This is a genomic window from Superficieibacter sp. (assembly GCF_032071645.1).
Lineage (GTDB): Bacteria > Pseudomonadota > Gammaproteobacteria > Enterobacterales > Enterobacteriaceae > Superficieibacter.
This window is the reverse complement of sequence record NZ_DAMAPU010000016.1, coordinates 12,823-25,543: the sequence shown is the minus strand read 5'-3', so window position 1 is coordinate 25,543 and position 12,721 is coordinate 12,823. Positions and strand designations below refer to the sequence as shown.

12 protein-coding genes are annotated in these 12,721 nt (G+C 56.0%); 11 read left to right on the top strand and 1 reads right to left on the bottom strand.

All coding sequences use genetic code 11. From position 1 onward, the window contains the following. Positions 1-72 precede the first annotated feature (72 nt). Entirely contained in the window at positions 73-2,334 is a 2,262-nt protein-coding gene (metE, locus tag RT197_RS19035) for a 5-methyltetrahydropteroyltriglutamate--homocysteine S-methyltransferase (protein WP_312952730.1), read from the top strand. 122 nt (positions 2,335-2,456) lie between these two features. After that, the gene (locus RT197_RS19030) at positions 2,457-3,755 is read left to right on the top strand and encodes an anaerobic sulfatase maturase (RefSeq protein ID WP_312952729.1); all 1,299 of its coding nucleotides are present in this window, start codon (positions 2,457-2,459) and stop codon (positions 3,753-3,755) included. A gap of 10 nt (positions 3,756-3,765) precedes the next feature. On the opposite strand, the gene RT197_RS19025 is transcribed toward RT197_RS19030, so the two are convergent. Beyond that, positions 3,766-4,581: a dienelactone hydrolase family protein gene (locus tag RT197_RS19025; protein ID WP_312952728.1), complete on the bottom strand. Its 816-nt coding sequence runs from the start codon at positions 4,579-4,581 to the stop codon at positions 3,766-3,768. A gap of 253 nt (positions 4,582-4,834) precedes the next feature. Between RT197_RS19025 and udp the strand changes: the two genes are divergently transcribed. The 9 genes from udp to tatD all read left to right on the top strand — a co-directional run bounded on the left by udp (position 4,835) and on the right by tatD (position 12,721). Beyond that, a complete protein-coding gene (gene udp, locus RT197_RS19020; RefSeq protein WP_312952727.1) occupies positions 4,835-5,596 on the top strand; it encodes a uridine phosphorylase in 762 nt (253 codons plus the stop codon). A 138-nt stretch (positions 5,597-5,734) separates the two neighbouring features. Continuing rightward, positions 5,735-7,168, top strand: a complete 1,434-nt coding sequence (gene rmuC / locus RT197_RS19015; RefSeq protein WP_312952726.1) for a DNA recombination protein RmuC — start codon at positions 5,735-5,737, stop codon at positions 7,166-7,168. 66 nt (positions 7,169-7,234) lie between these two features. Then, complete coding sequence (gene ubiE, locus RT197_RS19010; protein ID WP_312952725.1) at positions 7,235-7,990, top strand: bifunctional demethylmenaquinone methyltransferase/2-methoxy-6-polyprenyl-1,4-benzoquinol methylase UbiE; 756 nt, start codon at positions 7,235-7,237, stop codon at positions 7,988-7,990. Between the two features lie 12 nt (positions 7,991-8,002). After that, positions 8,003-8,608 carry an SCP2 domain-containing protein gene (locus RT197_RS19005; RefSeq protein ID WP_312952724.1) on the top strand — a complete coding sequence of 202 codons (606 nt, stop codon included), beginning with the start codon at positions 8,003-8,005 and terminating at the stop codon, positions 8,606-8,608. Further along, the gene (gene ubiB / locus RT197_RS19000) at positions 8,605-10,245 is read left to right on the top strand and encodes a ubiquinone biosynthesis regulatory protein kinase UbiB (RefSeq protein WP_312952723.1); all 1,641 of its coding nucleotides are present in this window, start codon (positions 8,605-8,607) and stop codon (positions 10,243-10,245) included. The genes RT197_RS19005 and ubiB overlap by 4 nt, the downstream gene beginning before the upstream one ends. 95 nt (positions 10,246-10,340) lie before the next feature. Continuing rightward, positions 10,341-10,595: a Sec-independent protein translocase subunit TatA gene (tatA, locus tag RT197_RS18995; RefSeq protein WP_312952722.1), complete on the top strand. Its 255-nt coding sequence runs from the start codon at positions 10,341-10,343 to the stop codon at positions 10,593-10,595. 3 nt (positions 10,596-10,598) lie between these two features. Beyond that, entirely contained in the window at positions 10,599-11,135 is a 537-nt protein-coding gene (gene tatB / locus RT197_RS18990; RefSeq protein ID WP_312952721.1) for a Sec-independent protein translocase protein TatB, read from the top strand. Positions 11,136-11,137: 2 nt separating this feature from the next. After that, positions 11,138-11,899, top strand: coding sequence for a Sec-independent protein translocase subunit TatC (gene tatC / locus RT197_RS18985; protein ID WP_312952720.1), 762 nt, complete (start codon positions 11,138-11,140; stop codon positions 11,897-11,899). A gap of 39 nt (positions 11,900-11,938) precedes the next feature. After that, positions 11,939-12,721 carry a 3'-5' ssDNA/RNA exonuclease TatD gene (gene tatD, locus RT197_RS18980; RefSeq protein ID WP_312952719.1) on the top strand — a complete coding sequence of 261 codons (783 nt, stop codon included), beginning with the start codon at positions 11,939-11,941 and terminating at the stop codon, positions 12,719-12,721.

Here is a 12,721-nt window from a genome sequence, read left to right as displayed (position 1 = left end):
GCATTGGCTGCACTTCTCGCCCGCCTTCCCTGAATCCGAAATCCTGCGGATAACACATATGAGGCTTCAAAAATGACAATTATTAATCACACCCTCGGTTTCCCCCGCGTCGGTCTGCGTCGTGAACTGAAAAAAGCGCAGGAAAGTTACTGGGCTGGCAAGTCCAGCCGCGAAGAACTGCTGGCGGTGGGCCGTGAATTGCGGGCGCGTCACTGGGATCAGCAAAAGCAGGCGGGCATTGATTTGCTGCCGGTTGGCGATTTCGCCTGGTACGACCATGTTCTGACCACCAGCCTGCTGCTCGGCAACGTCCCGGCTCGTCATCAGAACAACGATGGATCGGTGGATATCGACACCCTGTTTCGCCTGGGTCGCGGACGTGCGCCGACCGGCGAACCGGCGGCGGCAGCGGAAATGACCAAATGGTTTAACACCAACTATCACTACATGGTGCCGGAATTCGTTAAAGGTCAGCAGTTCAAACTGACGTGGACTCAGCTTCTGGATGAAGTGGACGAAGCGCTGGCGCTGGGTCACAACGTGAAGCCTGTGCTGCTGGGGCCGGTGACTTATCTGTGGCTTGGCAAAGTGAAGGGCGAGCAGTTTGACCGCCTCAGCCTGCTGAATGACATTCTGCCGGTGTATCAGCAAGTGCTGGCTGAACTGGCAAAACGCGGCATTGAGTGGGTGCAGATTGACGAACCCGCACTGGTCCTGGAACTGCCGCAGGCGTGGCTGGACGCGTTCAAACCGGCCTGTGACGCGCTCACCGGCAACGTGAAGCTGCTGCTGACCACCTATTTTGAAGGCATCAGCGCGAATCTTGACACCATCACCGCGCTGCCGGTGCAGGGTCTGCACGTTGACCTGGTACACGGTAAAGATGATGTGGCGGAACTGCACCAGCGCCTGCCGTCCGACTGGCTACTCTCTGCGGGGCTGGTCAATGGTCGTAACGTCTGGCGTGCCGATCTGACGGAGAAATACGCGCAGATTAAAGACCTCGTGGGTCAACGCGATCTGTGGGTTGCCTCGTCCTGCTCCCTGCTGCACAGCCCCATCGACCTGAGCGTTGAAACGCGCCTTGATGCTGAAGTGAAAAGCTGGTTTGCCTTCGCCCTGCAAAAATGTGAGGAGCTGGCGCTGCTGCGCGACGCGCTGAACAGCGGTGATACCGCGAAACTGGCGGAATGGAGCGCGCCGATTCAGGCTCGTCGTCACTCAACCCGCGTACACAATGCGGCAGTAGAAAAACGCCTGGCGAACATCACCGCGCAGGACAGCCAGCGTGCCAGCGCCTATGACGTTCGCGCGAAAGCCCAGCGTGCGCGCTTTAATCTTCCGGCATGGCCGACCACCACTATCGGTTCATTCCCGCAGACCACTGAAATTCGCGGTCTGCGCCTGGACTTCAAAAAAGGCAATCTGGACGCCAACAACTACCGCACCGGTATCGCTGAACATATCAAACAGGCGATTGTTGAGCAGGAGCATCTGGGGCTGGACGTGCTGGTCCACGGTGAAGCCGAGCGTAACGACATGGTCGAATACTTTGGCGAGCATCTCGATGGATTCATCTTTACCCAGAACGGCTGGGTCCAGAGTTACGGCTCCCGCTGCGTGAAGCCGCCGGTGGTGATTGGCGACGTTAGCCGCCCGGAACCGATTACCGTGGAGTGGGCGAAATACGCGCAATCGCTGACCGACAAACCGGTCAAAGGGATGCTGACCGGTCCGGTAACGATCCTCTGCTGGTCCTTCCCGCGCGAAGATGTCAGCCGTGAAACCATCGCCAAACAGATCGCGCTGGCGCTGCGTGATGAAGTGGCGGATCTGGAAGCCGCTGGCATCGGTATTATTCAGATTGACGAACCGGCACTGCGTGAAGGACTGCCGCTCAAGCGCAGCGACTGGGATGCGTACCTGCAATGGGGCGTCGACGCCTTCCGCATTAATGCGGCGGTGGCGAAGGACGACACCCAAATCCACACCCACATGTGCTACTGCGAGTTTAACGACATCATGGATTCCATCGCGGCGCTGGATGCGGATGTGATCACCATCGAAACCTCGCGTTCTGATATGGAACTGCTGGAGTCGTTCGAAGAGTTCGAATACCCGAATGAAATCGGGCCGGGCGTTTACGATATTCACTCTCCGAACGTGCCGAGCGTGGAATGGATTGAAGCGCTGTTGCAGAAAGCGGCCCAGCGTATTCCGGCGGAGCGCCTGTGGGTAAACCCGGACTGCGGCCTGAAAACCCGTGGCTGGCCGGAAACCCGCGCGGCGCTGGCAAACATGGTGAAAGCGGCGCAAAACCTGCGCCAGGCGTAACAGATCCACCCTCCCCAGAAAAAGAAGAGACAACGGTCTCTTCTTTTTTTTGCCATTCCGATAACGCATTATCCGTATAATGAAAGCCCTTAACGATCGCGGTAAACGGGTGGAGTATGTTTATGGCTGTAACAGGTTGCCACGTTATGGCGAAGCCAACTGGCTCGGTATGTAATATTGATTGCGAGTACTGCTTCTACCTTGAAAAAGAGGCGCTTTACCCGGAGCGCAATAAAAACTGGCGCATGTCGGACGAGACGCTGGAACAGTATATTCGCCAGCATATTGACGCCCAACGTGGTAACGAGGTGACATTTGCCTGGCAGGGTGGCGAGCCGACGATGATCGGGCTGCCATTTTTTCGCCGCGTCGTGGAACTGTGCGAGAAGCACGCCAGCGGGAAAAAAATCAGCCATGCGCTGCAAACCAACGGCATTTTACTCAATGCGGAGTGGGCGCAGTTTTTCGCCGCGCATCATTTTTTGATCGGACTATCCGTGGATGGTCCGGCGCATCTGCATAATAAGCATCGGGTTTCCCGCTCGGGCAAAGGTACCCACGCGCAGGTGATGGCGGGAATGGCGCTGCTGAAAGAACACAACGTCGAATTTAATACCCTGACCGTGGTAGGCGCGCATAACGTCGGGCACGCGCGCGAAGTGTACGAATTCCTGCTGGCCGCAGGCTCCCGCTATATACAGTTTATCCCGCTGGTTGAGCGCATGAGCACCGAAGCCTCATCCGTGCTGAATCTGGTATTGCCCGGCGAGAGCGCGGCAAAACTGGCTCCGTGGACGGTGCCGTCCTGGCAATACGGCGAATTTCTGAATCAGATTTTTGACATCTGGGTACGGCGCGACGTGGGGCACGTCTACGTGCAAATGTTTGACGTTGCGCTGTCGGCCTGGTGCGGTCAACCGCCGGTGCTGTGCGTTTTTGCAGAAAACTGTGGACATGCCTTTGCGCTCGAATCAAACGGCGATCTCTACAACTGCGATCACTATGTGTACCCGGAGCATATGCTGGGAAATATTCATCAGCAGACCATTGGCGAGATGAATACCAGCCAGCAGGCGATAGCGTTCGGGCAGGCTAAAAGTGAGACGCTGACCGCTGACTGCCGCCGCTGCGACTACCGTTTCGTTTGTCACGGCGGCTGTCCTAAGCATCGTTTTGCCGTCTCGCCTTCAGGCCATCCCGGTCATAATTATCTGTGCGCGGGTTATGAGCACTTCTTCCGTCATATCACGCGTGAAATGAATATTATGAAGGACTTAGTCGACCACGGCTATCCGCCGCAGGCGATCACGCGCGTGCTGGCGCAGGAAAAAAGCGCCAGCGTGAGCAACGTAAACCGCAACGATCCCTGTCCGTGCGGCAGCGGGAAAAAATTTAAAAAATGCTGCGCCCTGAAAGGGTGACGCGCGGATTTCAGCTTCCTTTTTGCCCGGCGTGACGGGCGAACCAGTCCAGCATTCTTTGCCAGCCATCTTTCGCTGATTCTGCATGATAGCTGGGACGGTAATCGGCATTAAACGCGTGCCCGGCGTCGGGGTAGACAATAATCTCCGCCGTGGCATTAGCGGCACGCAATGCCTGACGCATGTTTTCGACGCTTTCCTGAGGAATACTGTTATCCTGCGCGCCATACAGCCCCAGCACCGGTGCGCTAAGATCGGTTGCCACATCCACCGGATGTTTTGGCGAATTCAGGGTCTGGTCGCCAGTCAGTTTGCCGTACCAGGCCACTGCGGCTTTGAGCTGCGGATTATGCGCGGCATACAGCCAGGCGATCCTGCCGCCCCAGCAAAAACCGGTAATGGCGAGGCGATGCGCATCACCGCCGTTACGCCCCGCCCAGTTGGCGACGTGATCCAAATCCGCCAGCACCTGCGCGTCCGGCACCTTTGCCACCAGCTCTTTTAACAGCGCCTGAACATCGTTCCAGTCATTCGGATCGCCCTGGCGAAAATACAGTTCCGGCGCTACCGCCAGATAACCTTCCAGCGCCAGCCGATGGCACAGATCGCGAATGTGCTCATGTACGCCAAAAATTTCCTGCACTACGATTACCACAGGCAGATCGCCCGTCGCCTGTTTGGGGCGGGCATGATAAGCAGGCATGTTTTCGCCCTGAGTGGCAATAGTGGTTTCACCGGCGGTAATGGCATCGTCAGGCGTATGAACGATAGTGGAAGCATGGGGTGCAGCCGCTGGGGCGAAACCCGGCTGATTGTCAGTAGTCATGGCATTCTCCGTACCCAATATTAGCGCAGTGTTAACTATAGACCCCGCGCTAACAATTCACCGCGTGGCAGGCGACCTTGTCGGAATGAATTTCAGCGTAATGCGCAATTTTTTGTGATGTGTGTCACCATTTCATGGAATTGAGATGCAATAACTTTTCTCGGGAGTGATGGGTGTCACGAAAAACACCCGGTCTCTTCTGTAAAGTACCTTTTTGCTTCTTCTGATAAACCGACCCACAGAGGAGTCTTTTATGTCTAAGTCCGATGTTTTTCATCTTGGCCTCACCAAAAACGATCTACAAGGGGCTACGCTGGCTATCGTCCCTGGCGATCCCGAGCGTGTGGAAAAGATCGCCGCGCTGATGGAAAAGCCGGTTAAGCTGGCATCTCACCGTGAATTCACCTCATGGCGCGCCGAACTTGACGGCAAAGCGGTCATTGTGTGCTCAACCGGCATCGGCGGCCCCTCAACCTCTATCGCCGTTGAAGAACTGGCGCAGCTCGGCATTCGTACTTTCCTGCGCGTAGGCACCACTGGCGCAATCCAGCCTGACATCAACGTCGGCGACGTACTGGTGACCACCGCCTCGGTGCGCCTCGACGGTGCCAGCCTGCACTTCGCACCGATGGAATACCCGGCGGTTGCTGACTTCGCCTGTACCACCGCGCTGGTGGAAGCCGCAAAAGCGGTAGGTGCAACCACCCACATTGGTGTGACCGCGTCGTCTGACACCTTCTATCCGGGTCAGGAACGTTACGATACCCACTCTGGCCGCGTCGTCAGCCGCTTCAAAGGCTCAATGGAAGAGTGGCAGTCGATGGGCGTAATGAACTACGAAATGGAATCCGCGACGCTGCTGACCATGTGCTCCAGCCAGGGCCTGCGTGCCGGGATGGTGGCGGGCGTGATCGTCAACCGCACCCAGCAGGAAATTCCGAATGCGGAAACCATGAAGCAGACCGAAAGCCACGCGGTGAAAATCGTGGTCGAAGCTGCGCGTCGCCTGCTGTAATCCCTTCTTATTTTCCCCAGGGCCGACTCATTCGGCCCTTTCTTTTTTGCGTAATGCCTCGCAGAAATTCCTTTTAAACTGGACGTTTATACAGCAAAGCCGTATTTTGCAGAGTGAATGAATCAGGTGGGGGAGTGAATGGACAACGCAATTATCTTCAGCATATTACTGATGCTGGCAGGGATCGGCGTCGGCTGGCTGGCGGCGAGTTACCGTGCCGCGCAGCAGCAGGCGGACATCCTGGCCCAACAGCGTGACGTATTTGGCGAGCTGAGCGCGGCAAAGCAACAGCTTGCGCAAAACGGCCACTGGCGCGACGAGTGCGAATTGCTGAACAACGAACTGCGCAGCCTGCGGGAGATTAACACCTCGCTGGAGGCGGATCTGCGTGAAGTTACCACCCGCCTTGAAGCCTCGCAGGACAAAACCCGGCAGATGATCAACAGCGAGCAGCGGCTAAGCGAACAGTTTGAAAACCTCGCCAACCGCATCTTTGAGCACAGCAACCGCCGCGTGGATGAACAAAACCGCCAGAGCCTGCACGGGCTTCTTACGCCGCTGCGCGAGCAGCTCGACGGTTTTCGCCGTCAGGTACAAGACAGCTTTGGTCAGGAGGCGCGCGAAAGACACACGCTGGCGCATGAAATCCGCAATCTTCAGCAGCTTAACGCGCAGATGGCGCAGGAAGCGCTCAACCTGACGCGCGCGCTGAAAGGCGATAATAAAGCGCAGGGAAACTGGGGCGAGGTGGTGCTGACCCGCGTGCTGGAAGCTTCCGGGCTGCGTGAAGGCTACGAATACGAAACCCAGGTCAGCATTGAGACCGAAGCGCGCTCGCGGATGCAGCCGGATGTGATTGTCCGCCTGCCGCAGGGCAAGGACGTGGTTGTCGATGCAAAAATGACGCTGGTCGCCTACGAGCGTTATTTTAATGCCGAAGATGACTATACCCGTGAAGCGGCGCTTCAGGAGCATATTGCCTCGGTGCGCAACCACATCCGCCTGTTGGGACGCAAAGATTATCAGCAATTGCCGGGGCTGCGCAGTCTCGACTACGTGCTGATGTTTATTCCCGTCGAGCCTGCTTTCCTGCTGGCGCTGGATCGACAGCCTGAGCTCATTACCGAGGCGTTAAAAAATAATATCATGCTGGTCAGCCCGACCACGCTGCTGGTGGCCCTGCGCACCATTGCGAATCTGTGGCGCTATGAGCATCAAAGCCGCAACGCGCAGCAGATCGCCGAACGTGCCAGCCGTCTTTATGACAAATTACGCCTGTTTGTCGATGATATGTCGTCGGTGGGGCAAAGTCTGGATAAAGCCCAGGATAACTACCGCCAGGCCATGAAAAAACTCACCTCCGGGCGCGGTAACGTGCTGGCGCAGGCAGAGGCGTTTCGCGGGCTGGGCGTGGAGATCAAGCGCGACATTAACCCGGATTTAGCCGAAAAAGCGACCACGCAGGATGAAGAATTTCGCCTTCGCTCTGGCGCAGAGCCTGATGATGAGCAAGCGTCATACGCAGAAAACATCGCCATTGATGCGCTAAACTCATTTTCTCGCGGTGGTTAGGCCGTAGGGTAAATGCCCTCAATCTGTTACACTTTACGAACAATTTCTTGATAAGCAGGCCCTAAGATGGATGAGAATTCGCAGGATACGACGCATTTTGGTTTTCAGACGGTCGCCAGAGAACAGAAAGCTGACATGGTGGCTCATGTATTCCATTCAGTCGCCGCAAAATATGACGTTATGAATGACCTGATGTCGTTTGGCATTCATCGTTTGTGGAAGCGTTATACCATTGACTGTAGCGGCGTGCGTCGCGGTCAAACGGTGCTGGATCTGGCCGGGGGAACGGGCGATCTGACCGCTAAATTCTCGCGCCTGGTCGGTGAAACCGGTCGCGTGGTGCTGGCGGACATCAACGACTCCATGCTGAAGATTGGCCGTGAAAAGTTGCGCAATCTGGGCGTGGTTGGCAACGTCGAATACGTACAGGCTAACGCCGAGGCGCTGCCTTTCCCGGATAACACGTTTGATTGCATCACCATCTCTTTTGGCCTGCGTAACGTCACCGATAAAGAAAAAGCGCTACGTTCGATGCACCGCGTGCTGAAGCCCGGCGGACGCCTGCTGGTGCTGGAATTTTCGAAGCCGATTATCGAACCGCTCAGCAAAGCCTACGATGCTTACTCGTTCCATGTCCTGCCGCGTATCGGTCAGATGGTGGCCAATGACGCGGAAAGCTACCGCTACCTGGCGGAATCTATCCGTATGCATCCCGATCAGGAAACCCTGAAAGCCATGATGGAAGATGCCGGGCTGGAGAACGTGAACTACTACAATTTGACGGCAGGGATCGTCGCGCTGCATCGTGGCTACAAGTTTTAACAGGAGAGCGTAATGCCTTTTAAACCCCTTATCACGGCGGGCGTAGAAAATGTCCTCAACGCGTTCCTGTGGCGTGAACGCGGCCTGAAGCCTGCCCGCCAGCGTTTACAGGGAAAAGTATTACGCGTTGTTCTGAAAGAGTTCTCCGCGCCGCTGGTGCTAAGCTTTAGCGAGCGTCAGGTTGATGTGCTGGGCGACTGGGAAGGCGAGGCTGACTGCACGGTTATCACTCGTCTGAGCGTGCTGCCAAAGCTGCGCGACCGCCAGCAGTTGACGGCGCTGATCCGCAGCGGTGAGCTTGAGGTAAACGGCGATCTCCAGGTCGTGCAGAATTTTGTCGCGCTAACCGATCTGGCAGAGTTCGATCCGGCTGAGCTACTGGCTCCGTGGACCGGTGATATCGCTGCCGAAGGGGTGAGCCGTTTCGTGCGCCGTGGCGCAACGTGGCTTAACCGGGGCGTGACGCGTCAGCAGCGCTACGTGGCTGACGCATTAACGGAAGAGTGGCGTCTGGCACCGGGTGCGCTGGAAGTGGCCTGGTTTGCCGAAGAAGTTGCCGCCGTAGAGCGGACCACAGAAAACCTGACTAAACGGCTGGAAAAACTGGAGGCCAAATGACGCCAGGTGAAGTTCGCCGCCTGTATTTTATCATTCAGACTTTTTTGAGCTACGGGCTTGATGAGCTGATCCCAAGAATGCGCCTCACGCTGCCGCTGCGATTATGGCGACGCACGCTGTTCTGGATGCCAAACCGCCATAAAGATCGCCAACTGGGCGAGCGCCTGCGTCTGGCGTTGCAGGAGCTGGGGCCGGTCTGGATCAAGTTCGGTCAGATGCTCTCCACCCGTCGCGATCTTTTCCCGCCGCAAATTGCCGATCAACTGGCGCTGCTTCAGGATCGGGTCGCCCCGTTCGAAGGCAGACTGGCTAAACAGCAAATCGAAAAAGCGATGGGTGATAAACCGGTCGAGACCTGGTTCGATGATTTTGACATTAACCCGCTGGCCTCCGCTTCTATTGCCCAGGTGCATACCGCAAAGCTGAAAGAGAACGGCAAAGAGGTGGTGATTAAAGTGATCCGCCCGGATATTTTGCCGGTCATTAAAGCGGACATGAAACTAATCCGCCGTCTGGCGCGCTGGGTGCCGCGACTGCTGCCCGACGGGCGTCGTCTGCGCCCGATGGAAGTAGTGCGAGAGTATGAAAAAACGCTGATTGACGAGCTGGATTTATTGCGCGAAGCGGCGAATGCCATCCAGCTAAGACGTAATTTCGAAAACAGCCCGATGCTGTACATACCGGAAGTGTATTCCGATTACTGTAGCCAGAATATGTTGGTGATGGAGCGCATTTACGGTATTCCCATCTCCGATATTGCCCAGCTTGAGCAGCATGGCACTAACCTGAAGCTACTGGCTGAGCGCGGCGTGCAGGTGTTTTTCACCCAGGTTTTCCGCGACAGCTTCTTTCATGCCGATATGCATCCTGGCAATATTTTTGTCAGCTATGAGCACCCGGAAGATCCGCAGTATATCGGCATCGACTGCGGTATTGTCGGTTCGCTGAACAAGGAAGATAAGCGCTATCTGGCGGAAAACTTCATTGCCTTCTTCAACCGCGACTACCGCAAAGTGGCGGAGCTGCACGTTGATTCCGGCTGGGTGCCGCCTGACACCAACGTTGAAGAGTTTGAGTTCGCCATCCGTACCGTTTGCGAGCCTATCTTTGAGAAGCCGCTGGCAGAAATTTCCTTTGGTCACGTGCTGCTAAATCTGTTTAACACCGCGCGTCGTTTTAATATGGAAGTGCAGCCGCAGCTGGTATTGCTCCAGAAAACATTGCTTTACGTTGAAGGCGTGGGCCGCCAGCTCTATCCGCAGCTTGATTTATGGAAAACGGCGAAACCTTTCCTCGAAACATGGATCAAAGATCAGGTGGGCATTCCGTCTCTCATCAAAGCCTGCAAAGAGAAAGCGCCGTTCTGGATTGAGAAAATGCCGGAATTACCTGAACTGATCTACAACAGCCTGCGTCAACACAAACAACTGCAACATAGTGTTGATAGAATCGCCGTTGAGCTACAGGTCAACCACGTGCGCCAGGGGCAATCGCGGTATCTGTTCGGCATTGGCGCAACGCTGTTTTTAAGCGGTACGCTGCTGTTGATTAACCGTCCCGACTGGGAAATGATGCCCGCCTGGCTCATTGCGGGTGGTCTGGTAGTCTGGCTTATTGGCTGGCGCAAAACGCGCTGAATTTCGCATCGCGGTCTTCCTGACAGATACGTATAATGCGGACTTATTGTTTATTGACACTCGTCGTCTTTCGAGTTGATTACTGAGGATTATGTATGGGTGGTATCAGTATCTGGAACTTATTGATCATCGTCGTGATTGTGGTGTTGATCTTCGGGACTAAAAAATTTAGATCGCTGGGATCGGATTTAGGCACTTCAATCAAAGGCTTCAAAAAAGCCATGAGTGACGATGACGAAAAGCAGGATAAACCCTCAGCGGATGCAGATTTTACCGCGAAGAGCATCGCGGATAAGCAGGAAGAAGCGAAGAAAGAAGACGCTAAACGCCACGACAATGAGCAGGTGTAATTCGTGTTTGAAATTGGTTTTAGTGAATTACTGCTGGTTTTCGTTATTGGCCTGATTGTTCTTGGGCCAAAACGGTTACCGGTGGCCGTCAGAACGGTCGCGGGCTGGGTGCGCGCGCTGCGCTCTCTGGCCTCGACGGTGCAAAATGAGCTGGCCCAGGAATTGAAAGTGCAGGAATTCCAGGACAGCCTGAAGAAGGTTGAAAAGGCCAGCCTGGAGAATCTTTCGCCGGAACTGAAAGCCTCTATGGACGAACTGCGTGAAGCCGCAGAATCCATGAAACGCTCCTACAGCGCTCACGATCCTGAAAAGGAGAGTGACGAAGCCCATACCATTCACAATCCGCTGGTGAAGGGCAACGAGGCGCAGCATGAGGGCGTGACGCCTGCGACGGCTGAAAATCAGGCCAGCGCGCAGGAGCAGGCTCCGCAACCCGCTGAAGCAGAAGAACCGCAGCCGGCCGCGACCATTAAGGCCGCTGAAAAAACGGTGGCCGCACCGGTTCCCTCCTCTTCCTCAAGTTCAAGTGATAAATCGTAAACATGGCCGTAGAAGATACTCAACCGCTGATCGCCCATTTGATTGAGCTGCGCAAGCGTCTGCTCAACAGCATTATTGCGGTGGTCGTTATTTTTCTGGCGCTGGTTTCCTTCGCCAATGACATCTATCAGGTGGTGTCGGCACCGTTGATCAGCCAGATGCCGAAAGGGGCGACGATGATCGCCACCGACGTGGCCTCGCCGTTCTTCACGCCGATCAAGCTGACCTTTATGGTGTCGGTCATTCTGTCCGCGCCGGTGATCCTCTATCAGGTGTGGGCGTTTGTTGCGCCTGCGCTGTATAAACACGAGCGGCGGCTGGTAATGCCGCTGCTGGTATCGAGTACGCTACTGTTTTACATCGGGATGGCGTTCGCCTACTTCGTAGTGTTCCCGCTGGCGTTTGGCTTCCTGACGCATACCGCGCCGGAAGGGGTGCTGGTTTCAACGGACATTAGCAGCTACCTGAGCTTTGTGATGGCGCTGTTTATGGCCTTTGGCGTCGCGTTTGAAGTGCCGGTGGCGATTATTCTGATCTGCTGGATGGGCGTCACCACGCCGGAAGATTTACGCGGTAAACGTCCCTACATTCTGGTGGGCGCATTTGTGGTCGGGATGCTGCTGACGCCGCCGGATGTTTTCTCACAAACCCTGTTGGCGATCCCGATGTACTGCCTGTTTGAAGTCGGGCTGTTCTTCTCGCGTTTTTACGTGGGTAAACGGCGTTTCCGCGATGAAGACACGGAAACGGAAAACGAAGAGTAAACAACCGCCCGCCAGGGCGGTTTGCTTTTGGAGAAAAGCATGTTTGATATTGGTGTGAATTTGACCAGTTCGCAGTTCGCGAAGGATTGTGATGAGGTGGTTGCACGAGCGCGGGCAGCAGGAGTGAGCGGAATGCTGCTCACCGGGACGAATCAGCATGAAAGCGAACAGGCACGGCTCATGGCGCAGCGGCTGACCCACTGCTGGTCTACCGCAGGCGTGCATCCTCATGATGCCAGTCACTGGGATCAGGACGCAGCGGCGGCGATTTACGCGCTGGCGGCACAGCCGGAAGTGGTCGCCATTGGCGAATGCGGGCTGGATTTTAATCGCAATTATTCCACTGCGCAGGATCAGGAAGTGGCGTTTACCGCGCAGCTGGCGATAGCAGCGGAGCTTTCTCTGCCGGTCTTTCTGCACTGCCGGGATGCGCATTCGCGCTTTATGGCGCTGCTGGAACCCTGGCTGGACAAACTGCCCGGCGCGGTGGTGCACTGTTTTACCGGCACCCAGGAACAAATGCAGCACTGCGTGGATCGCGGGTTGTATATCGGTATTACCGGCTGGGTATGCGACGAGCGGCGCGGGCTGGAACTGCGCGAACTGCTGCCGCATATTCCGGCGCAGCGTCTGATGATTGAGACCGATGCGCCCTGGTTGTTGCCGCGCGATCTCACGCCAAAACCGGCATCACGGCGCAACGAACCCGCATTTTTGCCGCATATCCTGGCGCGCGTGGCGCACTGGCGTGGCGAAGAGACGGCATGGCTTGAGCGCATCACCGACGATAACGTCAGGTCGCTGTTTGGCGTGCAGTTTTAG